35 protein-coding genes are annotated in these 25,449 nt (G+C 45.8%); 34 read left to right on the plus strand and 1 reads right to left on the minus strand.

Annotated elements, in window-relative coordinates; all coding sequences use genetic code 11:
- Positions 1 to 93 precede the first annotated feature (93 nt).
- The 27 genes from MARME_RS09230 (at position 94) to MARME_RS09355 (ending at position 20,077) form a co-directional block, all read left to right on the plus strand.
- Complete coding sequence (locus MARME_RS09230) at positions 94 to 354, plus strand: hypothetical protein (protein WP_013660991.1); 261 nt, start codon at positions 94 to 96, stop codon at positions 352 to 354.
- A gap of 364 nt (positions 355 to 718) precedes the next feature.
- Positions 719 to 1,012 carry a phage holin family protein gene (locus MARME_RS09235; RefSeq protein ID WP_013660992.1) on the plus strand — a complete coding sequence of 98 codons (294 nt, stop codon included), beginning with the start codon at positions 719 to 721 and terminating at the stop codon, positions 1,010 to 1,012.
- Complete coding sequence (locus MARME_RS09240) at positions 1,009 to 1,527, plus strand: hypothetical protein (protein ID WP_013660993.1); 519 nt, start codon at positions 1,009 to 1,011, stop codon at positions 1,525 to 1,527. The genes MARME_RS09235 and MARME_RS09240 overlap by 4 nt, the downstream gene beginning before the upstream one ends.
- Complete coding sequence (locus MARME_RS22280; protein ID WP_013660994.1) at positions 1,524 to 1,691, plus strand: hypothetical protein; 168 nt, start codon at positions 1,524 to 1,526, stop codon at positions 1,689 to 1,691. Before MARME_RS09240 ends, MARME_RS22280 begins: the two co-directional genes overlap by 4 nt.
- 181 nt (positions 1,692 to 1,872) lie before the next feature.
- Complete coding sequence (locus MARME_RS09245; protein ID WP_013660995.1) at positions 1,873 to 2,352, plus strand: DUF1441 family protein; 480 nt, start codon at positions 1,873 to 1,875, stop codon at positions 2,350 to 2,352.
- Positions 2,352 to 4,403 (plus strand): phage terminase large subunit family protein, encoded by a 2,052-nt coding sequence (locus MARME_RS09250; protein WP_013660996.1) that lies wholly within the window; start codon positions 2,352 to 2,354, stop codon positions 4,401 to 4,403. Before MARME_RS09245 ends, MARME_RS09250 begins: the two co-directional genes overlap by 1 nt.
- Positions 4,400 to 4,600, plus strand: coding sequence for a phage head-tail joining protein (locus tag MARME_RS09255; protein ID WP_013660997.1), 201 nt, complete (start codon positions 4,400 to 4,402; stop codon positions 4,598 to 4,600). Before MARME_RS09250 ends, MARME_RS09255 begins: the two co-directional genes overlap by 4 nt.
- On the plus strand, positions 4,600 to 6,099 hold the full coding sequence (locus tag MARME_RS09260; protein ID WP_013660998.1) for a phage portal protein: 1,500 nt from the start codon (positions 4,600 to 4,602) through the stop codon (positions 6,097 to 6,099). Before MARME_RS09255 ends, MARME_RS09260 begins: the two co-directional genes overlap by 1 nt.
- A gap of 28 nt (positions 6,100 to 6,127) precedes the next feature.
- Positions 6,128 to 7,156, plus strand: coding sequence for a head maturation protease, ClpP-related (locus MARME_RS09265; protein WP_013660999.1), 1,029 nt, complete (start codon positions 6,128 to 6,130; stop codon positions 7,154 to 7,156).
- Between the two features lie 33 nt (positions 7,157 to 7,189).
- On the plus strand, positions 7,190 to 7,552 hold the full coding sequence (locus MARME_RS09270) for a head decoration protein (RefSeq protein ID WP_013661000.1): 363 nt from the start codon (positions 7,190 to 7,192) through the stop codon (positions 7,550 to 7,552).
- Positions 7,553 to 7,561: 9 nt separating this feature from the next.
- Positions 7,562 to 8,581, plus strand: coding sequence for a major capsid protein (locus tag MARME_RS09275; RefSeq protein WP_013661001.1), 1,020 nt, complete (start codon positions 7,562 to 7,564; stop codon positions 8,579 to 8,581).
- Positions 8,581 to 8,946, plus strand: coding sequence for a hypothetical protein (locus tag MARME_RS09280; RefSeq protein ID WP_013661002.1), 366 nt, complete (start codon positions 8,581 to 8,583; stop codon positions 8,944 to 8,946). The genes MARME_RS09275 and MARME_RS09280 overlap by 1 nt, the downstream gene beginning before the upstream one ends.
- Positions 8,936 to 9,427, plus strand: a complete 492-nt coding sequence (locus MARME_RS09285) for a phage tail protein (RefSeq protein WP_013661003.1) — start codon at positions 8,936 to 8,938, stop codon at positions 9,425 to 9,427. The genes MARME_RS09280 and MARME_RS09285 overlap by 11 nt, the downstream gene beginning before the upstream one ends.
- The gene (locus MARME_RS09290) at positions 9,424 to 9,963 is read left to right on the plus strand and encodes a hypothetical protein (protein WP_013661004.1); all 540 of its coding nucleotides are present in this window, start codon (positions 9,424 to 9,426) and stop codon (positions 9,961 to 9,963) included. Before MARME_RS09285 ends, MARME_RS09290 begins: the two co-directional genes overlap by 4 nt.
- A complete protein-coding gene (locus MARME_RS21415; RefSeq protein ID WP_013661005.1) occupies positions 9,960 to 10,625 on the plus strand; it encodes a phage baseplate assembly protein V in 666 nt (221 codons plus the stop codon). Before MARME_RS09290 ends, MARME_RS21415 begins: the two co-directional genes overlap by 4 nt.
- 13 nt (positions 10,626 to 10,638) lie before the next feature.
- Positions 10,639 to 10,836, plus strand: a complete 198-nt coding sequence (locus tag MARME_RS09300) for a hypothetical protein (RefSeq protein ID WP_013661006.1) — start codon at positions 10,639 to 10,641, stop codon at positions 10,834 to 10,836.
- On the plus strand, positions 10,836 to 11,177 hold the full coding sequence (locus tag MARME_RS09305) for a hypothetical protein (RefSeq protein ID WP_013661007.1): 342 nt from the start codon (positions 10,836 to 10,838) through the stop codon (positions 11,175 to 11,177). Before MARME_RS09300 ends, MARME_RS09305 begins: the two co-directional genes overlap by 1 nt.
- Positions 11,164 to 12,165 carry a baseplate J/gp47 family protein gene (locus MARME_RS09310; protein WP_013661008.1) on the plus strand — a complete coding sequence of 334 codons (1,002 nt, stop codon included), beginning with the start codon at positions 11,164 to 11,166 and terminating at the stop codon, positions 12,163 to 12,165. The genes MARME_RS09305 and MARME_RS09310 overlap by 14 nt, the downstream gene beginning before the upstream one ends.
- Positions 12,125 to 12,877, plus strand: coding sequence for a phage tail protein I (locus MARME_RS21420; protein ID WP_013661009.1), 753 nt, complete (start codon positions 12,125 to 12,127; stop codon positions 12,875 to 12,877). The genes MARME_RS09310 and MARME_RS21420 overlap by 41 nt, the downstream gene beginning before the upstream one ends.
- Positions 12,874 to 13,410, plus strand: a complete 537-nt coding sequence (locus MARME_RS09320; RefSeq protein WP_013661010.1) for a phage tail protein — start codon at positions 12,874 to 12,876, stop codon at positions 13,408 to 13,410. Before MARME_RS21420 ends, MARME_RS09320 begins: the two co-directional genes overlap by 4 nt.
- Positions 13,411 to 13,414: 4 nt before the next feature.
- Complete coding sequence (locus MARME_RS09325; RefSeq protein ID WP_013661011.1) at positions 13,415 to 14,116, plus strand: hypothetical protein; 702 nt, start codon at positions 13,415 to 13,417, stop codon at positions 14,114 to 14,116.
- On the plus strand, positions 14,113 to 14,526 hold the full coding sequence (locus MARME_RS09330; RefSeq protein ID WP_013661012.1) for a hypothetical protein: 414 nt from the start codon (positions 14,113 to 14,115) through the stop codon (positions 14,524 to 14,526). The genes MARME_RS09325 and MARME_RS09330 overlap by 4 nt, the downstream gene beginning before the upstream one ends.
- A gap of 82 nt (positions 14,527 to 14,608) precedes the next feature.
- A complete protein-coding gene (locus MARME_RS09335; RefSeq protein WP_013661013.1) occupies positions 14,609 to 14,797 on the plus strand; it encodes a hypothetical protein in 189 nt (62 codons plus the stop codon).
- Positions 14,797 to 15,966: a phage tail sheath protein gene (locus MARME_RS09340; protein ID WP_013661014.1), complete on the plus strand. Its 1,170-nt coding sequence runs from the start codon at positions 14,797 to 14,799 to the stop codon at positions 15,964 to 15,966. Before MARME_RS09335 ends, MARME_RS09340 begins: the two co-directional genes overlap by 1 nt.
- A 1-nt stretch (position 15,967) precedes the next feature.
- A complete protein-coding gene (locus MARME_RS09345; protein WP_013661015.1) occupies positions 15,968 to 16,474 on the plus strand; it encodes a phage major tail tube protein in 507 nt (168 codons plus the stop codon).
- A gap of 55 nt (positions 16,475 to 16,529) precedes the next feature.
- The gene (locus tag MARME_RS09350) at positions 16,530 to 17,099 is read left to right on the plus strand and encodes a phage tail assembly protein (protein ID WP_013661016.1); all 570 of its coding nucleotides are present in this window, start codon (positions 16,530 to 16,532) and stop codon (positions 17,097 to 17,099) included.
- Positions 17,100 to 17,230: 131 nt separating this feature from the next.
- Positions 17,231 to 20,077, plus strand: coding sequence for a phage tail tape measure protein (locus MARME_RS09355; RefSeq protein ID WP_041647855.1), 2,847 nt, complete (start codon positions 17,231 to 17,233; stop codon positions 20,075 to 20,077).
- A 201-nt stretch (positions 20,078 to 20,278) separates the two neighbouring features.
- Here the strand turns inward: MARME_RS09355 and MARME_RS09360 are convergent, their stop codons facing one another.
- Positions 20,279 to 21,226 (minus strand): IS30 family transposase, encoded by a 948-nt coding sequence (locus MARME_RS09360; protein WP_013661018.1) that lies wholly within the window; start codon positions 21,224 to 21,226, stop codon positions 20,279 to 20,281.
- A 377-nt stretch (positions 21,227 to 21,603) separates the two neighbouring features.
- Between MARME_RS09360 and MARME_RS09365 the strand changes: the two genes are divergently transcribed.
- From MARME_RS09365 to MARME_RS22680, 7 genes are all read left to right on the plus strand, one after another.
- A complete protein-coding gene (locus tag MARME_RS09365; RefSeq protein ID WP_013661019.1) occupies positions 21,604 to 22,362 on the plus strand; it encodes a hypothetical protein in 759 nt (252 codons plus the stop codon).
- 161 nt (positions 22,363 to 22,523) lie between these two features.
- Positions 22,524 to 23,171, plus strand: coding sequence for a hypothetical protein (locus tag MARME_RS09370; protein WP_013661020.1), 648 nt, complete (start codon positions 22,524 to 22,526; stop codon positions 23,169 to 23,171).
- Positions 23,172 to 23,309: 138 nt separating this feature from the next.
- Entirely contained in the window at positions 23,310 to 23,702 is a 393-nt protein-coding gene (locus MARME_RS09375) for a phage tail protein (RefSeq protein WP_013661021.1), read from the plus strand.
- The gene (locus MARME_RS09380; RefSeq protein WP_013661022.1) at positions 23,686 to 23,895 is read left to right on the plus strand and encodes a tail protein X; all 210 of its coding nucleotides are present in this window, start codon (positions 23,686 to 23,688) and stop codon (positions 23,893 to 23,895) included. The genes MARME_RS09375 and MARME_RS09380 overlap by 17 nt, the downstream gene beginning before the upstream one ends.
- A complete protein-coding gene (locus MARME_RS09385; protein WP_013661023.1) occupies positions 23,886 to 24,896 on the plus strand; it encodes a contractile injection system protein, VgrG/Pvc8 family in 1,011 nt (336 codons plus the stop codon). Before MARME_RS09380 ends, MARME_RS09385 begins: the two co-directional genes overlap by 10 nt.
- Before the next feature lie 232 nt (positions 24,897 to 25,128).
- Positions 25,129 to 25,284 (plus strand): hypothetical protein, encoded by a 156-nt coding sequence (locus tag MARME_RS09390; RefSeq protein ID WP_013661024.1) that lies wholly within the window; start codon positions 25,129 to 25,131, stop codon positions 25,282 to 25,284.
- A complete protein-coding gene (locus MARME_RS22680) occupies positions 25,285 to 25,419 on the plus strand; it encodes a hypothetical protein (RefSeq protein ID WP_013661025.1) in 135 nt (44 codons plus the stop codon).
- Positions 25,420 to 25,449: the final 30 nt, after the last annotated feature.

The raw sequence follows: 25,449 nt of genomic DNA on the forward strand, positions 1-25,449 counted from the left end.
GTCGCTGCTAATCGTAAGATGTTGAGTGATTTTTAGTCTAATCTTAAATTGCGGTTTGATCGTTTTTCTTTTTTTATTTGCGGAGGGATTCAGATGGAATTAATAATCGTTTTTATTGTAGTCGTTGTAATTATTAATGCTTTAACTAATTCAGGGTCAGCGAAATCTAACAGTACCCATTCAAAAAATTCTGGCAGCGCTCAAAAAAAGCCGATTGCGTGTATGAATTGTGCTGGTACTGGGAAGGTTTGGAAAACATATACAGAGCCTGAAAATAACTTATCAGGGGCAAGGATGGTTCAAAAGCGGCGTGAAGAGGCTTGTATGGTATGTTTCGGAAAAGGGTATCATTGAAGTATTAGTAAAATCTAGACCACCTTCGGGTGGTTTTTTTATGCCTAAACTAAACATATCCATCAAAAAAGATATGTGTTTTGCCGCCAACATGCCGCCATTGAGTTGTGAAACCGCTTTGCTCTAGCCCAATAAACACAAGGCTTTATATACAAAATGTCGCTTTCATAAGAAGAGAACGACATTTTAAAATCTCGCGCGTAACGCTTGCGACCTCGGGAATTAGACGTTAAAGTTTCCTCAAGCTGTGAAGATTGTATCTGAGCGGCACGCAAATCATTTAAGCCCAGCCAATGTGTTGGGCTTTTTCATTTCTAGCCTCGCGAATTGCGGGGCTTTTTCGTTTCTGGACTGGACGCACTGTATGAAGTACCTACCGGATGAGCTTCTTCAAACGGCAGTATTTGTGGTGGTCGGTGTGCTGGGTGGCGCTGTGAAATACCTCCGTGATTTTCAGCATAAAGCTAAAAAATTCTCATTAATTCATATGCTTATCGCCGTGTTTACAGGTGGTTTCTTAGGGATGTTGACGTATTTTTTATGTACTTCCATGAATATGGGAGGCCCACTTACTGGCTTTATGGCAGGTGTCGCAGGTCTGATGGGCGACGAAGCAATCAAACTATTTATTAACCGTTTTAAACGAGGCCTCTCATGAGCTTAGACCTTGCGCAGTTACGTGACCTTGTGGTCGTTCCAACGCTTTCAAACCTAGGAATGTACAGCCTAGCAGCGGAGCAGCTTGTAATGGGGACGATTGCTCAAGAGTCGCGTGGAACGTACTTAAAGCAACTCGGAAAAGGCCCCGCACTGGGTTTGATCCAGATGGAACCCGCCACACACGCCGATATTTGGCGTAATTTCGTACGTTATACAAAGCGATTAACGGTAGATCTACGAGCATTGCTCTCAGCAGAAGCCGACGATGTGTTTGAAGTGTGTGGTGTTCCTGATGACACAGAGTTAATTACCAACCTCAAGTATGCGGTCGCAATGTGCCGTGTTCATTACTGGCGTAAACCTCAAACATTGCCAGAAGCCAATAATATCAAGGCTTTAGGTGAATACTGGAAAGATCATTACAACACGTTTAAAGGCGCGGGGACTGTTGACGAGTTCATTAACCACTTCCCGTATGAGTTATATGGAATCGATAAGGAGCAATACGTATGAGCACAATTTTATTAGCTATTTTGAAGACATTACTCACTAAATTGGTTACGGAAAAGGTGTTAATTTCCGTATTTCTACATGTGGCCGAATTCCTGACAAAAAAGACCACGAATACTCTCGACGATAAGCTAGTCGAGGAAGTAAAAAAGGCATTGAATGCATAGTTTTGGTGCATTTTTGCTCCAAAAAGGTCTGGGACCCTGGCGTTCTGGAATGTACGCGAGGCGGCAGCCGTCCCTGCGTTCTTTGCGTATTTTTCGCAAAAAAAGGGATCGTCAGCACTACCTTTCTTAACTATCTGAATTAAAAGACTTTCATACTGACGGTGCTGCCTAAAAATCTACTATGAGTTCTAAATATGTTTTTAATATTACTGAGCTTGCAGAAGCGTTTAGTTTGCATCGTGACACGGTAAGGAAACGATTGAGGAAAGCTGAGGTATCTGCTCATACAGTGAAGGGAAATACTGCTTACTATCATATGAATGTGGCAGCTCCGGCCATCATTTCTGAACTGATCGTAAATGAAAGTGTTATTAATCCCGATACGATGACACCGGGCGAACGGAAAGCTTGGTTTGACTCTGAAAATGCCAGAGTCAATTTTGAGATAAATTGTGGTGAGTTGGTTCCTGCAGATGAAGTGGCGAGAGGGTACGCCGAGTTTGCAAAAGCAATTGTAAACCCACTGGACAGCCTACCTGATTTATTGGAACGAAAAGCGGGTCTCAATGCGGATCAAGCTGAGATTGTTCAAAAGCAAGTCGATAGCATTAGAGAAAATATGTATCTGTCTGTGGTTAATAACGGTGGTGATCTCGAATAGTGTATGCATCCGCAAATAGTTTAAAACGAGACACGGCGCTTTTAATTAAACCACCGACTAGGTTAGCAGTATCGGAAGCCGTCGCTCAGTACGTCAAGACAAAAACGCCATCAGGGAATTGGGATTACTGGGACATTGAAACCGCGCCCTATATGGTCGAGCCCATGGATATTATCTCTTCTCGGAAAAAGAAGGGGCTGATATTTGTAGGTCCAGCCCGATCAGGTAAAACCCAAGCACTTATCGATGGTGGTGTAGGTTATGGGGTGGCTGTTGACCCTAGCGACATGTTGGTCGCTCAGATGTCGCAAGTCAAAGCGGCAGAGTTTGGTAAGAAGCGAATTACTCCCATGTTGGAGAATTCCCCAATACTCGCCGACTGTCTAAGCCCTCGCACTCACGACAATAACGTGACAGAAAAGATTTTTAAGGCGGGTAATTATCTTCGTATTGGTCATCCTTCGAAAACCATTCTAGCGTCGTCTGATTATCGTTTTGTTTTCTTAACAGATTACGATCGATGGCCGCTTGATGTAGGCGGTGAAGGTTCTGGTTGGGGCTTGGCGTTTAAACGTATCCAAACGTATCAGAGTTTGGGAATGGCTGTGTGTGAAAGCAGCCCCGGTTATGAGGTGATGCCAGATGGAGATAAGAACCTTCAACATCACGAAGCGCCAGCCTCACTCGGGATTTTGTCTCTATACAATACGGGTGACAGAAGGCAGCTCTATTGGGCTTGCCTTGATTGTGGTGAATTTTTTCCTGCAAAGTTTGAGTATCTAAGGTTTGATGAAAATGAAACCAATATTCGAAAGGCGGCAAGAAACGTAACGGCGTTTTGTCCGCATTGTGGCTCCAATGATATTAAGCCTCAACACAAGTTTGAACTGATACAAAAGGCGCGTTGGGTTCCTGGTGGTTGTGAGATTTCGCGCGATGGTGAGATCACCGGTGAAATGATCGATTCGCCTTTAGCGTCTTTCTGGATGGAAGGGCCAGCGGCAAACTTTCAGACGTGGGAAGAGTTGGTTTATCTCCATCTATCCGCAAAAAGAGACTATGACAAAACGGGCAGTGAAAAGCAGTTAAGAACCACGGTCAATGTGGATCAGGGTAGGCCATATACACCGATGAGCCTTCAGGCGAAAGGTAAAGCTGAAGAACTGAAAGAACGCGTTGTCCCCCTTGAGCAATTGTTAGTTCCTAAATGGGTTCGCTTCTTAACGGCGCAGATAGACGTGCAAAACGGTAAGAAGAGTCGTTTCTCTGTGATGGTCTTAGGTTGGGGGGAAGGCCTGCAACACACGGTTATTGATCGATTTGAAATCGTGAAAAGTAATCGTGTTGAAGACGGTCAAGAAAAGCGCGTTGACCCTGCAAAATATTCGGAAGATTGGGATCTGATTACGGATCGCGTAATTAACCAGTCTTATCAGATTGAAGACCATCCTGACTTGCGAATGCCTATAACTATTACGCTTTGTGATAGTGGTGGTGAAGATGGTGTAACGGATAATGCCTACGAGTACTATCGCCGCCTAAAAAAGCTAAAAATGCATGAAAAGTTTTGGTTACTAAAAGGTGACGGTAAGAAGCTTGAGTCTGATTATATTCGAGTGAGTTACCCGGATAACTCAAAGAAGAAGCATAGAAAAGCCAGAGCACGGGGTGATATCCCCTTGCTTCTACTAAATTCCAACCGCTTTAAAGATATCGTCAATAACTCCTCAATAGGTCGAGATGAGCCGGGCGCGAAATACTGTTATTTCCCCGACTGGTTGCCTGAGAGCTTTTATGACGAGCTGACATATGAAATCCGCGGTGTAGATGGCCGCTGGACCAAACCTGGCAAGAAGGCGAACGAAGCATTTGACCAATTCTATTATGGATGGGCGGCTATTTATCAGTTGAGAGCACATACCGTTGACTGGGAATTACCACCTGTTTACGCAAAACCTATAGAAGAAAATCCTTTCATAATACGGCCCAATCAGCTTGAAAAAGCGCATAAAACCAAGCGAGAGCGCAGAAGTAGGATTCAGATAGCATGACAACAAAAATAGATGAGCAATTGACAGATGTTGACGAGGTTATCAGTGGTGGCGAAAAGCGGGTTCGTAAGGGTGACCGAGAAATTGAATACCGCAGCATTGACGAGTTAGAAAGGATTGAGAAACGCCTCCAGCGTAAGAAACGGCGTTCACGTCCACTTCATGCTGTTACCACGTCTGTAAACAGAGGTTTCTAGTGATTGTTGACCATCGAGGAAATCCGCTATCCAGTGTCGCAAATCTATCCTATGAAGGGGCGACTCGCGGTAAGCGCGCGGCCAGTCTGCATTCTCCAAGATTAGGGCCCAATAAAACGGTTGCGCCTGATCAAGGTTCATTACGCGATCGCACATTGGCAGGTCATAGAAACATGCCTTTGGTGTTCAGCGGCATTGAAAAGAATGTTGTCAATGAAGTGGGTTCAGGCGTGGCGATTCGCGCCAAAACAAGTGATGAGCAATTTAATATTGCGGCGAATGAGCTATGGCAACAGAGAGTTCAATACTCTGATCCTGAGCTTGTAATTAACTGGCACGGTCAGTTAACACAGGCTGTTAGAGCGAGAAGAACTCAGGGAGAGGTTTTCATCCGTAAACGCTATCGCTCGCTTAGCGATGGACTTCCGGCTCCGTATCAAAATCAAATCTTAGAATCCTGTTTTTGTCCAATAGAGCTAAATCAAGATCTTAGAAATGGACGGAAGATTCGTGAAGGCATTGAGTTCGATAGAAAGGGAAGGCGATTAGCCTATTACTTTTACCGAGAACATCCACATGATGGCGAGTTCAGCATAAACCTTTCTGACTATGTTCGTGTAAGAGCAAAGGACGTTATTCATCATTACTTACCAACGCGACCAGGACAAAGGCGCGGTACACCAGATGGAACTTCTGGGTTGATTAAGGCAATCACCTTTAACTCTTACGATGATGCAGAGCTAGTACGAAAAGAGCAGAGAGCGCCTTATACGGGATTTATGAAGCGTGCCGTTGATTACTCTCATTATGAAGAAGATAAGCATTGGCAGTTTGACCCGATAACCGGCGAAGAAATCCACCCAGATTCTACGAATGAAATACCGAACGTCAGTGTTCAGGCGGGAACGGTCTTAAATGGTTTCCCCGGAGACGATCTGACCCTTTTCAATGGTGATGATGCGGGGCAAGGTTACTCTGATTACATGCGTTGGCAGTGCATTAGCTTGGCGCTGTCTTATAACCAACCTTATGAGCTTTTAACAGGTGACTGGTCACAAGTGAACGATCGTCTGGTTCGAATCATCATGCAGCAATATTACCGACAGATTGAAGCGATTCAAGATCAGTTGTTGGTTTATCAGATTTGTATGAAGGACTGGAAGTGGTTTATCGAAGCCTGCGTCTTTTCTGGAAAGCTGGATGCACCCTTTTACTCAGCAAGCCCCGAACAATATTTCAAGGCAGATTACAGACCACAAGGGTGGGATTACATCCACCCAGAGCAAGATGTAAATGCGAAGATCAAAGCGCAAAAGCATGATCTAACATCAACCGATCTGGAAGTGGCTCGCAAAGGGCAAGACCCGGAAGAAATTGAAACAACCAATCTGAAAAAGCTCCTGCGAAAAGTTCAGAAAGCCAAGGAGCTTGGTATTACCGAAGACGATTTAGGCTTTTTGCAGAAAGTCGAAAACTACCTCACAAACCCCGCATCTTAGCGGGGTTTCTTATTTATAGGGTTCAATAATGAAATGGTATGAAATCCTCAACTTAACAGGCGGGGCAGGCGATAAACCTCGCTCAGTGACCATTAATATTCATGGCACCGTAGGCGGGAGTTTTTTTGATCCCGATGCCGTGGCCGCAAGTGAGTTTATTCAAGCGGTTCAAAGCATGGGTGACTTGGATGAAATTCGTGTTTCTCTCGCCACACCGGGCGGCAACTTCTTCGACGGCCTTGCTATTGCGAACTTTCTAAAAGGGCATAAAGCCGAAGTAATTATTGAGATCCTTAGTGAAGCGTCCAGCGCGGGTTCTGCTATTGCGATGGGTGCTTCTGCTGGAAAGCTTAGAGCTTACCCAGCTTCATTTATGATGATTCACAACCCCCTAACGGGAATGCAGGGCAACGCGAACGACTTCCGTGCGATGGCTGATAAGCTGGATATTCTGAAATCTGGTTTGTTACGGCTCTATGCAGAAAGAACAGGTATTGAAGGCGCCACATTGTGGGAAATGCTTGATCAAGAAACGTTGATGACAGCGGAAGAAGCGGTTTTGAAAGGCTTTGTTGATGAAATTATTGTAACAGAAGCGCCTGTTCTCAATTGCAATCTAGCAAGTCGTGAACAAGTTAAATCAGAAGTACTTAATAGCCTTAAGGGCGCTGTGAGCGCACAAAACTCTCCACCAGTGAATGGAAGTGATAATGATGCGGTTCAAATCATCAAAATGTGTCACGACAAGAATCTATCTTTCCTCGCGTCTGATTTTGTGACTCAGAATCTTTCAATCACAGATGTACAGAGTCGTCTTACGACAGCGAATGATATTCAAAATATCTGTGCAACTGCTGGCCTAAATACTGTGACTCAAAACCTCATACAGAACATGAATAATCCGGCGGAGTTGCTGCGTATCGCCGTATCTGAAACCAAGGCGGAAATGGATGAAGACATTGATTCAGGTGGCCCTAAAGACTTAACGCAAAACAAGCAAAACAATGAAAACATCAAAAACTCATGGTCTCGTGCCATTTCCGCAGTGAAGCGCTAAGCCACTGCAAACGTTTATTAAAGAGGGTTAACAATGGTTACCAAAACGAAAGCGCCTGGCGCGGGGCAATATATTGTCGAAGAAGTCGGCCAATATTTAAGTCGTGATAAGAAAGTCATTACAGCGGGTAAATACAGTGCTTGTACGGTCATGGGGAAAGTGTCTGCTTCTTCTAAGTTTAAACAGCTAGATCCAACCGTGACGGACGGCGCCGAAAATGCATCTGCCATCTTGTTTGACGCTGTGGATGCATCTTCTGGAGATGTTGAAGGTGTGCTTTCCACTGCATTAACTGCCGCTCGAGCTTCAGACCTCGTTTGGCCTGAAGGTATTTCAGACGCCCAAAAAACCGCTGCCATTGCAAAATTGGCAGTGAATGGCATCAAAGTAGTTTAAGGAGCTAACATGGCTGAACTAGTCGATATTTTTAACGATGATGCATTCTCTGTCGCTTCCATGACAGAAGCGATCAACGAAGTAGAAGTCGCTCCAGATTATTTGGGGCAGTTAGGTATTTTCCGTCGAAATCCAGTGCGTAGTGATGTGATCGCGATTGAGACAAAGAGTGAATCTCTCTCTGTTGTACCTGTCTCATTGCGCGGAGAACCTCTTCCGCAAAAAGAGAAGGGTGACCGTAAAATCAGAAATTTGAATGCGGTCCGTGTTGCTCAAGCCGATAAAATCACGGCATCGGAATTGGCTTTCGTTAGAGCATTAGGTCTAACGGATGCAATTACCGAAGTTCAATTAGAATTTGCTCGCCGTATGATGAGCGTGAAAGAGGACATCGTCGCAACGCATGAAAATATGCGCTTAGCATCCGTGCAAGGTAAGTTAGTTGACGCAGATGGGTCCGTTATCTACGACTACTTTAGTGAGTTTGATATCAGTGCAAATACTGAAATTAACTTTGATCTAGCGAATAAGAAAGACGGCGATCTACGTAAGTTAATTACCGAAAAAGTAATTCGTCAAATGAGACGAAGTGCAAAAGGGGCTCGATACTCTGAAATTCGAGCGATTTGTGGAGACGCATTTTGGGATGATTTGATCAGTAACTCTGAAGTACGAGAAACGTACAAAGTTCAACAAGCGGGCCACGAGCTTAGAGCCCCCGGAACAGACTTTGAACTGGATTTCGCAGGTGTGAAGTGGGTCAACTACGTAGGTACGGACGATAACTCGGAAATCGCTGTTAATGTTGATAAATGTCATATTTTCCCGGCTGGTAAAAACGCCAATGTCTTTGAAATGGCTTTAGCACCGGGGGAATCCTTTGCTGATATTGGTAAATTGGGTGAAGAGTTTTATTCACTGCAACTATTGGATGATAAACGTCAGCAGTTTGTCGAGCTGGAATGTTATAGCTATCCGCTTTTCTATCCACGCCGCCCCAAGATGTTGTTTAAGGGTAAGAAGGGTTAATGTCTTTCGATAAGGCGTTAAACCGCGCAAATAAGCGGGTGTTCCGAAAGGTCGGAACGCCCGTTTTTGTTTATAGCGCAGAGGAAAGCTTCGAGACGTCGGGAATATTCGATAACCCAGAGCTTCTTGAAAAACTTAACGGGCTCAAAGGGCGACATTCCAATGTCGAATTCAAAACGACTGAGAAGCTGCTTTCAATCCCGTCGCCGCTGCAAGAAATTGAGGACTGGCATTGCAGAATCGCAAATGAAACCTTCTTTATCGAAAACACTCTGCACGATGGCAGTGGTGAAACACTGTGCATTCTCTCTACTCAAACACCCGAAAAATTGACTCATACCGAGAATAGCGATTATGGCCTTTGATTACTCGTTAGAGTTGGATATGCCTTTAGAGGTTGTGGGCGAGCTTAAACGAAAGTTAACCAGTGCGATTAGAAAAGCCCTTCGAAGAGCGGTTGCATGGCTTAGAACAGAAAGCCTTAAGCGTTTATCGCAAGAGTTAGGAGTAAAAAAAACGGCCTTGAAAAACCGCTTTCGGATTCGAGTGTCGAGAAAAGGTCACTCTGCCCGCTTGTGGGTGGGGATTTTGCCCATCTCGGCGGTAAAGATCGGCGCAGCTCGTCAACAAGAGGGCGGTGTAAAAGTGCGCGACTACTTCTTTAGAGGCGCATTTTTAGAGACGGTATACGGAGAATTTGCTATTTGGAAGCGCCTTGGAGCGAGCCGCCACCCTTTGAAGAAACAAACTATCGACTTCTCTAGCGAAGCGGAACGCATTATTCGGCAGCTGGAAGGGCAACTAAATCGTAAGTTCGCCCAGTGGATACGGGAAGCATTACAGTGAAAAGCATACTTGAATACTTCGATGCCTTAAAAGCGGGTTTAAACACATCAGCCTCTAACAAAGGGGTTCAGATACCGCTGGTAGAATTTGCCACTTCAATTGAATCATGGGATGCGTTGCCAGAGATGGCGATTCTCATAGATTTCCCAGAGTTGAATGAAGCAACGGGACACAGTGCATCGGGAACAAATCAAGAGAAAGTAGGCGTATACCTGCATTGCATTCTATCCAATAGGGTCGAAGTATCGGAATTAAAAGTCATTAACCTGGCTAGCTTCGTTAAGCGTTTGCTCGTTAGAAATCGATGGGGGCTTTCGGATATTGGTATCCCTGAGAATATTGTCGCTTATCCGAGTGATTTCAAACGTGGAGACAAAGGGTTTAACTGTTGGACAGTTGAATTCAGTCAAGTTGTTGAGATGGATGAATCGTTACTAGAAGAAGATCGAGCCTTGAAGTCCATTTTTCTTGGTATTAATCCTAAACACGATAGTGACTTCTCACTCATCGCTACAAATGAAAATCCGCCCAAATGAGAGATTTAATAGAAGCAACGGTTCGGCAGATGCTTGAGTCGTATCTTGATCGTATTGAAGAATTAAGTGCAGAAACCGAAGACCTACGCCGAAGAATGCAGAGCATGGTTCGCCTCGGGTATGTCGAATCCATCCACGAATCAGGCATGTTAATCAAAGTTCGTCACGGCGAACTAACAACTCCCTCCATTCGTTGGTTTGCCGCCGCAGCAGGTGCGACAACGGATTACCGCTGTCCAAGCGAAGGCGAACAATGCGTGATTTTGAACTATGGAGGCGGCAATGCAGGTGCTCAGACCGTCGCGCTTGTGGGGCTATTCAGTGATGCATTCCCAGCGCCAACCACAGAAACCAATCTAATAACGCGATGCTATCCGGATGGCTCGCTCGTGTCCTATCACACACAAGACAAAGTTATGACAATTAAGAGCGTCGGTGAACTGAATATCGAAGTGGGAGCTTCCGCCACGATCGAAGTGGGCGAAACCACAGAGTTAACTGCTGGCGGGGATGTCACCGTTAAATCTGGTGCAAACGTATTAATTGAAGGTTCCAAAATTGACTTAATCGGAGGCGCTGGCGTGGTAACCGGTGCACATAAGTGCATGATCACCGGATTACCTCACGCTGACTGTTCAACGCTGGTAAACGCCGCAAAATGACACGAGGTAAGTTATGGCACTTGTTCCCGAATTAATGGCGATATCAATAGAAAACTCATTAGAGCAAGCAGGGTATAAACCAACGACAGACAAAGCCGCAGGCCATGATTTTTATGTAGCGTTTTCAAAAGGCATTATCGATCACTTAAATTCAAATGCGGAAGTTGTTATTGAGGGTGGTTCATCATCTGGAACATATAAGGTGACATAGTGGACATAGATAGAAAAACGGGAAATGAAATCACAGATTTCGATTTCCTTGTTAGCCGTATAACCCAAGTACTGACGACTCCATTTGGCGGGCGTGCAAAAAGGCCGGAATTTGGTTCAGATGTTCCCAAATTTTTGAGTGCAAACATGTCGCCCGGTGAAGCAGTGCGTTGTCAGTCTGCTGCAATAGCCGCGTTTTACATTCCTGAAAATGGGCTCAGTGATTTCATCCCAAAACGCTGTTTAGTTAAGTCGGGCGAGATTGGATTTATTTTCTACATAGAAGGCGAGTGGCGGGGTCGCTTGCATACTTTTGAGGCGTTAGTCGATGTTTCCTCATAAAAACCAGCTCCCAATTCCAGATATTATTAAAACTCGCCCTTATGAGGCTGTTTTATCTAATATCAAAGAATCCGTATTGGCGTATTTGGCTGAGCATGATCCATCCATAGCAGACAGCGTACAAGAAACGTTTGAGAACGAAGCGGCCATCATAACCAAGCTCATTGAAGCGTTCGCCGTCATCATGCAAGCGACGGATAGACAGCGAAATGCGCAAGCCCTCCAAATGTTTGGCATGTATGCCACCGATGACGATATGGTCGATGTGATTGTCAGTCGCTTAGGACTTGAGCGGCAGATTATTGATGAAGGCGATCCTAATGCTTTCCCGCCAGTTGCTCCAACAATGGAATCCAATGATGCACTCTTAACTCGCTACTACCTTGCTGTGTTTGCGTTATCCAGTGCAGGCACTCGCTCCGGCTATCGTTATCACGCTATGACTTTAGGTGGTCGCCCTAAGATAGATGTTCAAAGTTCTGAATCGGGTCAAGTCGTCGTAACCTATCGCTATGAAGAGCATGAAATGGGCGGACAAACAAAAGATGCCCAAGCACGCCAAACATCTCCGGGCGAGGTCGATGTTCGAATACTTGCGCATGAAGGTGACGGCACACCATCGCAGGCGTTAATTAATGCGACGAAAGCGTATCTAATCGATCGAGACGATATAGCCCAAGAAACCGATCTCGTAACCGTTCAAGCCGCAAATATTGTTCGTTGGGCGTGTGACGCGACCATTCATTTACGAGTAGGGCCTGATCGAGAGGTTGTGAGAGACGCAGCAATTAAAGCGGTTCAAGAATACGGTGACGAACAAAACCGACTAGGCGGAGAAATTGAACCCAGCTTGCTGTATGCCGCACTTGCATCGATAGGTGGTGTTCGGAGAGTCGAACTCAATATGACAGACAGCATCCAATGCGACTATTCAGAGGTACCTTATCTTGAGTCAATCAACATCAACGTCGTCACTGCACAGCTATAGTGTCTTACCGGACAACAAATCTGCACTCGAAAGAGCGATAGAGCTTGCATTAGCAGAGCAACTTTATCAGCACGCTTCTCCATTTCCAGGTTTGCTCAATGCTGAAACAACCACAAATAAACTGCTTCCGTTTTTGGCTCACGACGCACAAGTTCCAATTTGGGATGACGATGCACCAGACGAGTTAAAACGAAGATTAGCACGGGATGCGTGGATAGTAAGGCGGCTCGCTGGCACAAAAAAGGGCATCAAAACGGCTTTAGAATCGCTAGGGTTTAAAGGTGAGATTACGCCCTGGTACGAACAGAGCGCCGAGCCTTACTCACTAGAAATAATAACCGCATGGGAGCACGGAAATAACCCCGTAAACGTAGCGAACGCAAAGAAGTTACTTTCTTATATTGACGAAGCGAAATCAGAGCGAGACACAGTAACGCTATCCCTCGCCTATGGTGTCGAACAAAACATGGGCTTAGCTGGTGCAATAGCTCCGGCGGTAAATTTCAAAAGCAGCTCACACGAAGCCCGGCTGTGGGAATTAGAAACAAAAACAGAGCTTGCATTATGTGGCGCTGCTCAAGTTGGAACCTCAATCAATAATCTAGAAATTCAAGCGGAGTTATCCATTACAAACACATCGGCAGCGCTCTACTTAGCAGCAGGCGCTTATGTTTACTCAATTGGAAGCGTGGAGGCAACAGCAATTTTATGAGTGCACTGGGTTTAGTCATAACAGAAGAAGGTCTTGCTGAGTGTATTTCTGCTAAACAGGCAGGCATTCAAATAAAAATAACGCACGTGGGAGCGGGTGATCGATCCTACACCCCAATTGCAAACCAAACGAGGCTATACAGCGAAAAACAGCGAGTAGAATTTAACGACACAGTCGATATTGGAGCGGGCAAGATAAAAGCGATCGCAAAGTTTGAAGGCGATCTTGAATACTCAGCTAACGAACTTGGGTTCTATCTAGAAACAGGTACGTTGCTCGGCGTGATTTCATCTCCGGGTGTAACGCTGAACTACAAATCCGCAGGCGGCAAAATGATTATTCAGCATGTGCTGAATCTAAGCGCCTTGCCCACGGACTCGGTATCTATTCAGGTCGGAACCGACAATCTCAACATTCTAATAGACAACGAAATGATGATGGATGCAGTCGCGTTTGTTCGCTCACAAGTTGTCGCAACAAAACAGGCTCATATGTTAATGCAACTGAGCGAAAAATTAAGGTTAGGAGGGTAGTTTAATGGCCGAAATAGTAGAAGAGCTTCAAAAGCTCAAACAGGCAGCTCAAGAGCAGACGGCGGTGAGTCAGGAACAGACGAGCGTTGTTAGTGGGATGATTGGCGAAATAGATGGGCGCATGAAAGCGGCGGAAGTAGCGGTGGAGAGGTATATAGATGGAGCAAGTGGAAACCTTCCTGCTGTTAATCTTCTGTTGAATTCGAGGGCAACGGAAAAAGATTCGGATGGAAATTATCTAAGTCCCATTGGCTTTCACTCTAGTGGTGGAGCTGTGTTGGATGATTTAAGAGTATTGGAGTATACGGATGACGATGTTCCGTCTGAGATAAAAAGTCAGTGTCATGTGGAAGGCGGTCTTGTTTTTAATGTGTTGGAAGTGACCTTGTCTGCTGGCTCGGCTGGTGGGGATTTTTTATTACTCCCCGGTCGTCCAGTGCGCGGGCGATTTACTACCGGGGTTTTGGCATGCTTAGCCGATAAAAACGGGATGTTTTTTTGCGGTCAAACGATGGAGTCAAATCAGCTGTATGTGGATCTAAGTATGGGATCTGTTCGCTATTGGAATATAGATGGGCTGGTGGGCTCTGTAAGTGCTCAGGGAGTGAAGCTGTATATAGTCGGGCCGTGGGTTAGTGCTGGTTATATTAGCGGTTCTCCGTTAATTGTTATGTCAAGTTCATATGGAATAGGAAGCAGTATATGAGGGTCTTGAATGATGGTGCCGTAGTTTACTACGGCTCTTTGGATGGTGCAGAGTCATTGGTTTTTCCGGCGGGTTGTACATATGAATATACAGATAGCGAAGTTAGACTTAAAAAGAGATTAGGAATATTAGAAGCCGCTGGTGACCATCAATCCCTTTTGGGCGCCAACGCGGACGCTGCTGAGTTGTTGCTAGTCGAGTTTAGTAAGCTAGTAGTTAGTCTAGAGAGTGCAGATTCATTTGATGACTTTAAAAAAGCATCTAACTCGTTCGTTTCAGATGCGAACATAGTACTAGATGGAATGGACTCAGGTAAGTATAAGTTTCCATATCAGTCTAAAGGGCAATCTGACGTAATTGAAGATATCTCAGAAAGAGCGACAGAGGTAAGTAAGATTCTTAGTAAATAGTCGACTATCAGACTGATTCATCCCCCAACCGCATCAGCGGTTTTTTTATGCCGCACATGCGGGGCTTTTTTGTGGAGGAAAGATGGCAAATCAATCCAAAACCCAACCCAAGCAATACGAAGTTCTCAACCCGTACCAATGCCCTAACAAAAAGCATTGGCACGAAAAAGGTGACACGGTCAACCTGCTTCCTTGCGAAGCAGAATACTTAATTCTCAGTGGTAAAGTCGCTCTTGCGAGAAATACCGCGAAACCAAAAGGAGAGGCCTAATGCCTGAAATAGCATCATTCGTGCACAACGGCATCAGTGTCGTTACCCAATCGGCTCCGCCAGCTATGGGGCCATTGGGCAGTGTTGTCTTGGGCATCGTTGGCACCGCGCCAGACGCTCACGCTGATTTTCCAGAAAACACGCCAATTCGAATCGCCAACATGGGCGCCGTTGCTAAGCTCGACATAGTAGGAGACGAGCGCGGGACTTTGTACCGCACGTGCTACGAGATTCTACGAGTTGTATCGGTTCCTATTTACGTGATCATTGTTGCAGAAGGTGCAGACGTTGCGGCAGCTCAAAATAATGTGATCGGTAAAATTGACGGTGCGACAGGCCAGCGAACGGGTATTGAAGCGCTCGCGGGTTGTGACGAGATCCCAACGCACATTGCAGCACCGGGCTTTAACACCAAACCTGTTGCTGATGCACTCGCAACGATGGGGAAAAGGCTCTACGCGATTCCCGTCGTCGATGGACCAAATACCAATGACACCGAAGCAATCAGTTATTCGGCCTCTTTAGGCGGCGCGGGTACGGGCTATGAGTCTGTCTATCTTATCGATCCGTTTGTCTCAGTCTACAGCCAAGCAGCGAGTGGGAACATACTCTTCCCAGGATCGGCGATCGCGCTAAGCTGCTTCGCTCGTGTTGCACCGTGGGAAAGCCCTGCGAAAGGCGGAATGGGGGCGCTGATTGAAGGAACTAGCCGAATTATTGACTATAACATCATGGACAAAGCCACAAGTGGCGACCTACTGAACCGAAACGGCATCAGCTACTTTGCGCGCACCTCCATGGGCGGCTTCTCGCTGATTGGCAACCGTTGCGTAATGGGGCGCTTTGTCTCTCAAGTGGGCTTGGAATACGCCATTATTCGCAAACTCGCCAAAACAGCCCAACGCGCCATGGCTTACAACCTCTCCGAATCATTCATGAAGCAAGAGATTGAAAAGCTGAATTACTGGCTCAAATCACTTCAAGCCAACGAAACAGTGATGGGCGCTCAAGTCTACTTACACCCAACGCTCAACAACGTCGAAAACTATCGAAACGGCGAATGGCACATTGCCATCAAATACCACGGTTACAGCGTCAACGAACACATGGTTTACCACCTAATTGAAGACGTTGGCATCGTCGAATCATTCCTAGAAGGAGTTGCTTAATATGGCAGGTCAAAGAACACGAATTACCCGCCGTGCGGTTATTAATGGCGAGCCGCTTGTAAAAGAGCTAGACGAATACACCCCGCCTGAGATAAAGAAAACCATGCAAGAGACAAGAGGCGGCTCGTTCATACCAGGTGAAGTTATGGTCGGCCTTGAGAAAATGACCGCCAAGTTCAAAGTCAAAGGCGCGACTCAAGCCATGCTCTCAGCGTTTGGCCTTGCCGATGGCGAAATGTGCCAAGTGAACGTCAATGAATCCCTTCAAGACGAAGACGGCGCAAAGTTCGCGTTAGAAGACAGCTTGACGGGGGAAATCACAAGCATTACCGAATCTGCGAGCAAAATGGGCGAACTGCCCGACCACGAGATCGAAATGGCCGTCAGTGCCTATAAGAAAACAGAATCGGGTAAAACCATCTACGAGATTGATCGCAATGCCCAGATACTTAATCTAGGAAGCGGTGACATTCTCGCCGAACATCGCCGAAACGTCGGCTTGCCATAACCCAAAACTTCCCCTTATCGCCCGCACACTGCGGGCTTTTTTTTAGGATAAACGTATGCCTGAATTCAAAGTAAAAACGCACGAACTTGTCTGGCCGATCGACAGCGACAAAGGCGAGCAGATTCATCAAATCACATTCCAACTCATGGACATGGAAACTCACCGAGCCTTGAGCCAAAGCATCCAAAACGACGATACAAAGCTCCTACGTGCTTGCATCTGTGAAAGCACAGGACTAACAGACAAAGAGCTTAAACGGCTCGTCACGCCCGACTACACCAGCATTCAAACCAAAGTATTGGAGCTGATGAACGCAACAGCCAGTAAGCTCATGGACAATAAAAACGCGTTCGATCTAAATGCACCATTATTGCTACAGCCGATTAACGGAGACGATGGCCGCGACATCAACCAATACAAACTCAAGCCGCCTACCGTCGCCACAACCGACCTCATGGACACTCACGAAGATGAATGGCAACGCACGCTGTTTATCAGCTCAAGCTGTACAGGTTTGAGCCAGACCGAACTAGGGCGTTTAAGCTTGCCAGATTGGAACCAACTGCAAGAGCGACTCATCGATTTTTTGGAAAAACCGGCGGCTTACTTTCGCCAAACGACGTAGAAGTCCTCACCGACATCATCCCGATCGTCTACCACATCCCACCATCTGAAATACTAAATTGGCGCATCGACGAAGCCATGCGCCGTTACCATCTCGCCGCCGCAAAACTAGGAATCAAAAAGGGGTAAACCTTGGCAGATAGAAGCGTATCCATTGCACTGACTGCAATCGACAAATTTTCCAAGCCCTTCAAAATGGCGAGCAAATCAGCAGGGAAGCTGCAAGAAGAAGCCAAACAAACCGACAAAACTCTCAAGGAACTAGGCAACAAGCAAAAACTAATCACCCGATTCAAAACCCTCAACGATCGTCTAGACGACTCCCGCCAAGCGCTCTCAAAAGCCAAAACAGAAACCGACAAACTCAAAGACAGCGAAGCAGCAGCAAAGCATGTTGTAACCCTTCATACCAAAGCCCTAGCCAAAGCCGAACAAGCCCTATTAGAAACGGCAGAAGCCCACGGCGCAGAGTCCGAGCAAGTAGCCAAAGCAACCAAAGAGCTTAAAAAACTCACCAAAGCCAAAAAAGACGCTGAACGCGCTCATAAAAAAGAAAAAGCCAGCCTAAAAGGGGCAGAGCGCGCCACCGCACGCTTAACAACCTCATACAGCAAACAAGCCAAAGAGCTAGGTGGATTGCGTCGTGGCATGAGCGACGCAGGGCTAAAAGTAAACTCATTGGGTGTGCAACAGCTCAAGCTCGCCAAACAAACAGAGCAAGCCAACCGAAAGCTAGAACAGCAAAAAGCCAAGCTTCAACGCATCCAAAAGCTAAAAGGCCGCATTGCCGATCGCAACGCGCAAAAAGGCGAACTTGTCGGCCAAGCCGTTGGCCTAGCGGTCAAAACCGCGCCCCTTGTCATGGCGGGTAAACGAGCGGTGGAATACGAAAGCACCTTTGCCGATGTTAAAAAGGTCGTCAACTTCTCAGACAAACGAGAAGAAGCCGAATACAGAACAAAAATGATGCAACTTGCAGGGCGCTTAGGCGTTGAGCAAAAAGGCATTGCCGACATCGTCACCGCCGCGGGGCAGAGCGGCATAGAGAAAAAACAGCTACTAGAATTCGCAGAATCCGCCACCAAAATGAGCGTAGCATGGGATGTAAGCTCAGAAGAAGCAGGCTCCACACTCGCCACATGGCGCGCTGCAATGGGTCTGACACAAGAGAATGCAATTGACCTTGCCGACAGCACAAACTACCTAAGCAACAACATGAACGCCAAGGCAAAGGACATTGCCGCCGTCATGGTTCGCCAAGGCTCCACAGCAATGGGCGCGGGGCTGGATTACAACCAAACCGCCGCATTGTCTGCAACGCTGATCGCAGGGGGCGCAACAGAAGAAGTTGCCTCTACAGCACTTAAAAACATCACAGGACGCTTAACCGCAGGTTACGCCGCCACAGGTGCGCAAAAAGAGGCAATGAACCGAATCGGGTTCGATGCAGACGAACTTGCAGGCATGATGCAAAACGACGCACAAAGCACGCTCATTGAAGTAATGCGTGGCTTACAAGACGTAAACGCAACCGACCGAGGCGCCGTCATTTCGCAACTCTTTGGCGAAGAAGTCAAAGGCGCGGTAGCAAAACTCGTCACAACCTTAGACGACGACAAAAACGGCCTCGTCTCCGCCTTTGGCAAAGTCGCCAACCAAGCCGACAGAGCAAACAGCGTAAACGACGAATACGCAAACCGAGCCAGCACACGAGGTCATCAGCTTAGCCAACTGAGCGCCAAGTTCGATCGCATGACCATCGTGCTGGGTGATCGACTTCTACCCGTGTTAGACACCGTATTGCCGCCGCTAATGTCCGTCGTGGATGGTGTCGCCAACTTTGCCGAAGCCAATCCACAATTAGCCACAGGGCTATTGGGCGTCGTGGGAGCACTGGCTGCCGTGAAAGCAGGGGTTATCGCCTTCAAATTTGCCAAACTTGCACTGGGTAACGGCAAAGACAGATTCAAACTGGGTCGCGAAAAGCTCACAAGCTCCACTGATCGTACCGCAATCAGTGCGAATCGTGCCTCTCGATCCATAGACAGACTAAACCGAAAGCTAAACGGCTTAGGTGCTGGCGCGGGTTACGGTGGTGGATCTGGACAAAGAGGCGGCAGAACGCGAAACGGAAACTCAACAGGCCGATACACAGGGAGCCGCTTAGCAGGCTTAAGGCAAGCAGAAGAACGTATCAACGATACAAAACAACCCTTCGATAAAAACGGCAAAGGCATTGCAGGTCGGTTAGGACGATCAAAATTTGGACGCTATGGCCGACTCGCAGGTCTCATGGGTGGAGGCGCAGCACTATCCCTTATGTCCGACACAGCAAACGCAGGCACGAATATCAGCGACATTGCCATGACAGGGGCAGACCTAGCGGGAGCCGCTGGCGGGTTGTCTACCATGTTGCCAGTGGGTGGTATGTCAGGCAACGTACTAAAAGGCGCAGGGAAACTCTTTCGTCCATTAGACATTGCGCTTCAAGGCGCAGGCCTAGCCTCTGCCGTGTCACAAGGCGACAGCGTAGAAATCGGCGCAACAGCAGGGGACATGGTCGGTGGTTTAGGCGGTGCAGCGGCGGGCGGCATGGCGGGTGCCGCCATCGGATCGGTCGTCCCAATAGTCGGGACCGCAATTGGTGGCCTCATCGGCACCATTGCAGGCGGCATGGGCGGTGGCGCACTAGGGGAGTGGATCGGCTCAAACATTGGCGGCTGGTTCAGCGACGACAAAACAGAGCAACCCGCACCCAGCAACATAACAAGCCAAACCCAACAGCTTCAAAACAACACCAAAAGCATGACCTTTGCGCCAGTGCTCCACTTAACACCAACTGGGAATCCAAGTTATGATCAAGATATGGCGGATCAAGTCATAGAAAGACTCAAGGCCGAATTTGCACAGGGAATGATGGGCAACATGGACATGGCGACAAGGGCGGATGGAAGCTTGGGGGATAAGCGAACGAGTTAAGTTATAAGGCGCATGCATTGTGGTAAGGGCGTGAAAAAAGGCTCTTATTACAACCGAAGCCCTAACTTGTTTATTATACATCAGGTAGCTGTCTTACCATTATTAGTAGGATAAGTTTGTAGGGCAGGTTGGTACTTTCTAAATTGTATGTGCAGTGTTATAAATGCCTGAATTCAAGTTCGAAGTGCGACACTTTTCATTTCAAGCCGCTAAGCACATCTCTTTAAATGCGACTGCTGGCTGCTTGAACCCTAAACACTTTCTTGGACGATAATTGATACGTGTCATCGCCCAATGAATGACGTCATCTTCAATCTCTCTTAAATCAGTTTCTTTCCGCACATATTGCCTTAAAAGGCCGTTACTGTTTTCGTTCGCGCCGCGCTCCCAAGAGCTATAAGGGTGGGCAAAATAGACTTTGGTATCCAGCGCTTCTGCAATCTTAGCGTGATGAGCAAATTCTCTACCGTTATCTGCTGTAATCGTATGTACGTGATCTTTAAAGGGCATTAACAACTCTATTGTCGCTTGAGTGACATCTACGGCAGACTTTGAATTCACTTTCTTTATCAAGTAAAAACGCGTCGTTCGCTCAAGTAGCGTGACAATCGAGCCTGTTCCACTTTTACCTAAAACCGTGTCTATCTCCCAATCTCCAAAACGTTTTCGCGTATCGACAATATCAGGACGCTCCTCTATGGATACAGCGTTCTTTATAACTTCATCTTTTGTTCGTTTGCCTTTTCGATAGCGCTTATGGCCCTGCCTTAAGTGTCGGTAAAGTATTCCTTTGCGCCTTTTATCATCATGAATGTATTGATAAATCCACTCATGACTGACTGGAACGCCACATAGCCTCAATACGTTAGATACTTGCACTGGACTCCAGTCAAACTCAATAAGAGTCCGTATATAATTGATCGTTTTTGTTGGTATTCGATACTTTGCAGACCTCTTTCGTCTTGTTAGACAAAGAGTGTGTGCTTCCTTAGGGCAATAGTGTTTTGCTTGTCTGTTACGCTTTAATTCACGATAAACCGTGGCTTTATGGCACTTAATGGCATTAGCGATATCGGACACTGACATTTTTTGTTCTAAAAGAGCGGAAATCTGGTATCGTTTCCCTTCGGTCAACTGCTGATAATTCATGTTTGTACTGCTTGTTTTTGCGGTGAAAAGAAGTGTACCAACTTCAGCAGTTGGCTTCTTCTACACCTGTCTTGCAGTGTCGCACTTATTATCTGAATTTAGGTGGGGGCGTTAAATGCAGACCCCTTATAGATGACTACTAAGTCAGTTGTGAATGAGTTAATTATCAAGGTGGAATGCCCCATTCCTCCGTGGAGATCAGTATCAAGCTAAAAGACTAGATAAGGGGTGCTTACTTTATAAAAAGAAAAATTCTATGTCATACGCGGGCGTTCAATAGGAGGTTGTAACTATTTTTTTCTCCGTGTAAGCTTTAAATTTAAAAGTTAAAATTTAACTGCTTAAATATTTTTAGGGAATATAGAAAGGACATTAAAATGTTAAATAAAAAGAACTTTGGTTTTATTGTTTTCACGATACCTAGTTTTCTTGCTTCATATGTCACGATACTTCAAATTATCGTTCCGGATTTATTTTCTAACGAAAATATATCTGATATTTTTCGTTATGGTGCTAGTGTTTATTGGTTTAAAGATGCTGTAACCCTGTTTCTGATTTACATGCTTTTAGCTATGTTTGGCTTTTTGTTATGGTTTTATGAAGACTCAAGAAAGATATTAAGGAGGATGTTTTTTGTCTTCACTGTTTCAGGTTTTTTCTACTGTACATATTTAGGCTCTGAATTGAAAACAAAAGCGTCTCTGAATTCTTCAAGGGTGAAAGAAGAGGCGATATTGGCAAACATGCATTGGAATGGAATCGATATTGAGGTTGTTGGTTGTTATAAAGTTTCAGGAAGAATCGATTGTAAATTAAAGCTTACTTCAACAGGGAAAGATTCAGTTTTTAATTTATTTAAGAGTTCAGCAATATTCGACAATAATGGGGTTAAAAACAAGATTTTCAGTATCACCTATAATGGTTATGATGCTATTGAAATTGGAAAAAAAGATTGGATTTGGCATGAGTTAATAATGGACGTGCCAGTAGAAGTTAAGCTTTCTTTTTTGAATTCAAATCAGGATGCTGAGTATATTTCTGCCTTGAAACTTACGCTTACTAAAACTAAAAAAGGTGGGTTCGGAGATCCACATAATAAAAAGGTGGTCTCACTTAGATCGATTCCTCTTGAATGATTTTTTATAATCATTAATTTTTGTAGTGAATAGGAATAAAAATGTTGCACTTTGAGCTCAAATTTAGGGGATAGCTATTTTAAGTAGAGATCAAAATGCTATTGAACGCTTATGCTCGCTGATTAAATTTTATATACTCAGAAAGTCAGTATAAATAAACTATGGAAAGTGAAAATATAGAGAACAGAATCGCTTGGTGGAATGAAATTTCTGCCGGAGTAGGACTAATACTAGGATATATTGTGTATGGGGTTTACTGGGTTCTAACTCCCGAAACCCATGTTGAGATTGAGTACACAGAACCAGAATACGCAGATGTTATTGTCGGGAAAATCCCAAATAATTTTTCTTATAAAAGTGCTCCTCACCTACCAGAAATATTGTCTAGAGAGCTTGAAAGAGAGGTTACGGTTTCGGCACCAGTTTTCGATGATAAAGGCCGACCAAAGCTTATTGTAAAGAAACTGGAAGCGAGTGGTTTAGGTGACTCACGAGTTATTGCCACAAAAGAGGAAATTCTTATTCCTGTCTTATCTGACCACAGCTTTACATATCTTGTAGTTGAAGATAGAAAGCTAATAAAGTACTACCCGAGCGTGAGCTATAAGGGAACTGGCGTTTACTATGAGAAAAAGGAAGTGATATTTGAAGATGCAAATATTGCGGATAGCTTTGCTGTAAGAACAGCTACATTTTTCGCTCTTCTCTCATTCATGCTTTTTTGTCTTAAATCGAGACATAACGTTATTCAGTGGATTAAATCGTTGCTTAGAACGAAATTTGAACAGCAAGAAGATTATTATGATTAAGAAATGCACATAAAAGTAAATTTGGGGATCAAATAAAATTTTCCCCCTTAATCGCCAACCAACCAACCAACCAATACCCCCAAGCCCATCATCCGATGGGCTTTTTCGTTTCTATTCCCTCAATTTTTAGGATTTACCATGCCTCAAATGATGTCGCTTGGCGGCTTTGTGTTCGCGTTAAACGAAGGTACGCCGTATGAAGGCTTACAACGAACCAGTAGTGGCGGCTGGGTGCCGGTGCAACGCTATGGTCAAAAGCCGTTGAGCCAAAATACTGGTCAGCCGTTGGAAAATATCACGCTCACTGGGACGTGGTTTCAGGCGGAAGGAATGAGCCACATAACCGAATTACGAGACCTGCAAGCGCAATGTGAAGCGCTGGTTCTCGCGGACGGCTACGGTAATAACTTAGGCCAATGGACGATTAAACGCCTGCAAGAGAAGCAAGAGAAAATCATTGATGACGGTACGGCGTTTGTTCTTAACTTTACTCTCGAACTGGAAGAATACATCAATGAAAACCATACGTAGTCGCGATGGCGATACGATTTCCAACATCTTATTGCTTGGCCTTGGTCGCAATGACGACGAAGCAGAAGAAGCGCTGTTCGAACAAAACCCCGGCTTAGAACAACACGGGCCAGTATTACCCGCAGGCGTTGTCATCTTTCTGCCAACCATGCCAGAAAAAGCCCCTGAAACGGTGGTGAACATATGGGATTAAACGACAAACCAAAAGTAAGAGTGAGCGGTGCAGGGGAGAGCGTTATCAATGCTCGTTTAACATCGTGGGAGCGGATCGACGCCGCAGGCTTTCAGAGTGATCAACTGACACTACGAATCAATACAGCAGGGCAAAGCGGCATCCCTAAAGAAGGCGCGGTGCTTATCTGGCACGAAGGCTATGAAGGCAATATGGTCGAGAAAGGCCAATTTACGATTACTCGCATTGTGCCGACGTTATTTCCACCTAGTGTGACAATAATAGCGACCGCTGCCCCGTTTCAGATAGACGACAAAACAGGCTTTAAAGAGCGCAGAACGCGCACTTTTGAAAACATCAGCCTTGCTGACCTGTTTAGGCAAGTCGTCACACAGCACAACTTTAGCCCCCGTGTGGCGACAGAGTTTGAATCTCTTATGCTGGATCACATTGACCAGATCGACGAAACAGACAGCGCCTTCTTGACCCGAATCGCCAAAGAGCGAGACGCGATCGCCAAACCCGTAAACAATCTTTATGTGCTGGCGAGGCGCGGCCAAGTAAAAACGGTGACGGGCAAAGCCATCCCACCTGTGGTGGTCGGCGTATCGAGTCAAAACGACCCATCCAAAACCAACCAGTTTATAAACTGCCAGCTCGACCAACCAAGCCGAGGCAAGTTATCTGGCGTAAAAGCCAACTGGACAAACAACAACACAGGGGAAGAGCACCCTGTGTCCGTCGGCACCAAACCGTTTAAAAAGCTCCGACAAGCTTATGAAAGCGAACAAGCCGCACTCACCGCCTGTAAAGACGAACTCACCAAAATCCAACGCCGAGGCACCAGCGTCACCCTCGACCTACCTGGCAACCCCAAACTCGTCGCCGAAGGCATCCTCACCCTAAACGACACCTTCCCACCCGAAATGAAAGGCAACTGGAGCATAGATAAAGTCACCGCGAGAGGGGATTGCAGAGGAGGGTATCGGTGTGGGGTGGTGGGTAAATTGTCTATTAGCTAAACATTAGGCGTAAAAAGCCCGCACTTTCTGCGCTGTGGGATGGTCTTATCTATTGAGGGAGACAGACAGTAACTGTTTATGTTTGCACGCGGCTCCTTAAAATTATACTAAGTTTTATAAATCACCAAATATCACTGCTAATCACTAAACAATCACTGATTCATCATTGTTCTTTTTTCTTCTTACTCGTTACTATGATTCTGCCTTTTAACAAGTTGCTAAGGAGCTGAAAATGAGTAAACGGGCAAACGATCATAAAGCAAACCAAGCTAATGATAACAAGGGAACGAGCGGGATAAATGACGCGTATCAGAAGATGCTTGATAACCGCTCAAATCAATTAAACCCAAACAATTCATTATACAAAGGTAAGAAAGGAGCTAAGTAGATGAGTTCACAAGACATGAGCCAAGATGAACTAGATGTATGGTCTGATATTAACAACCCAAACAACGATGCAGATATGGACACATGGGCTGACGTACACAATCCAAATAATGATGATTACCTAGGGGATGACTAATTGATCACCGGCGGCTAAAATGCCGCCTTT

Source organism: Marinomonas mediterranea MMB-1, assembly GCF_000192865.1.
Classification (GTDB): domain Bacteria; phylum Pseudomonadota; class Gammaproteobacteria; order Pseudomonadales; family Marinomonadaceae; genus Marinomonas; species Marinomonas mediterranea.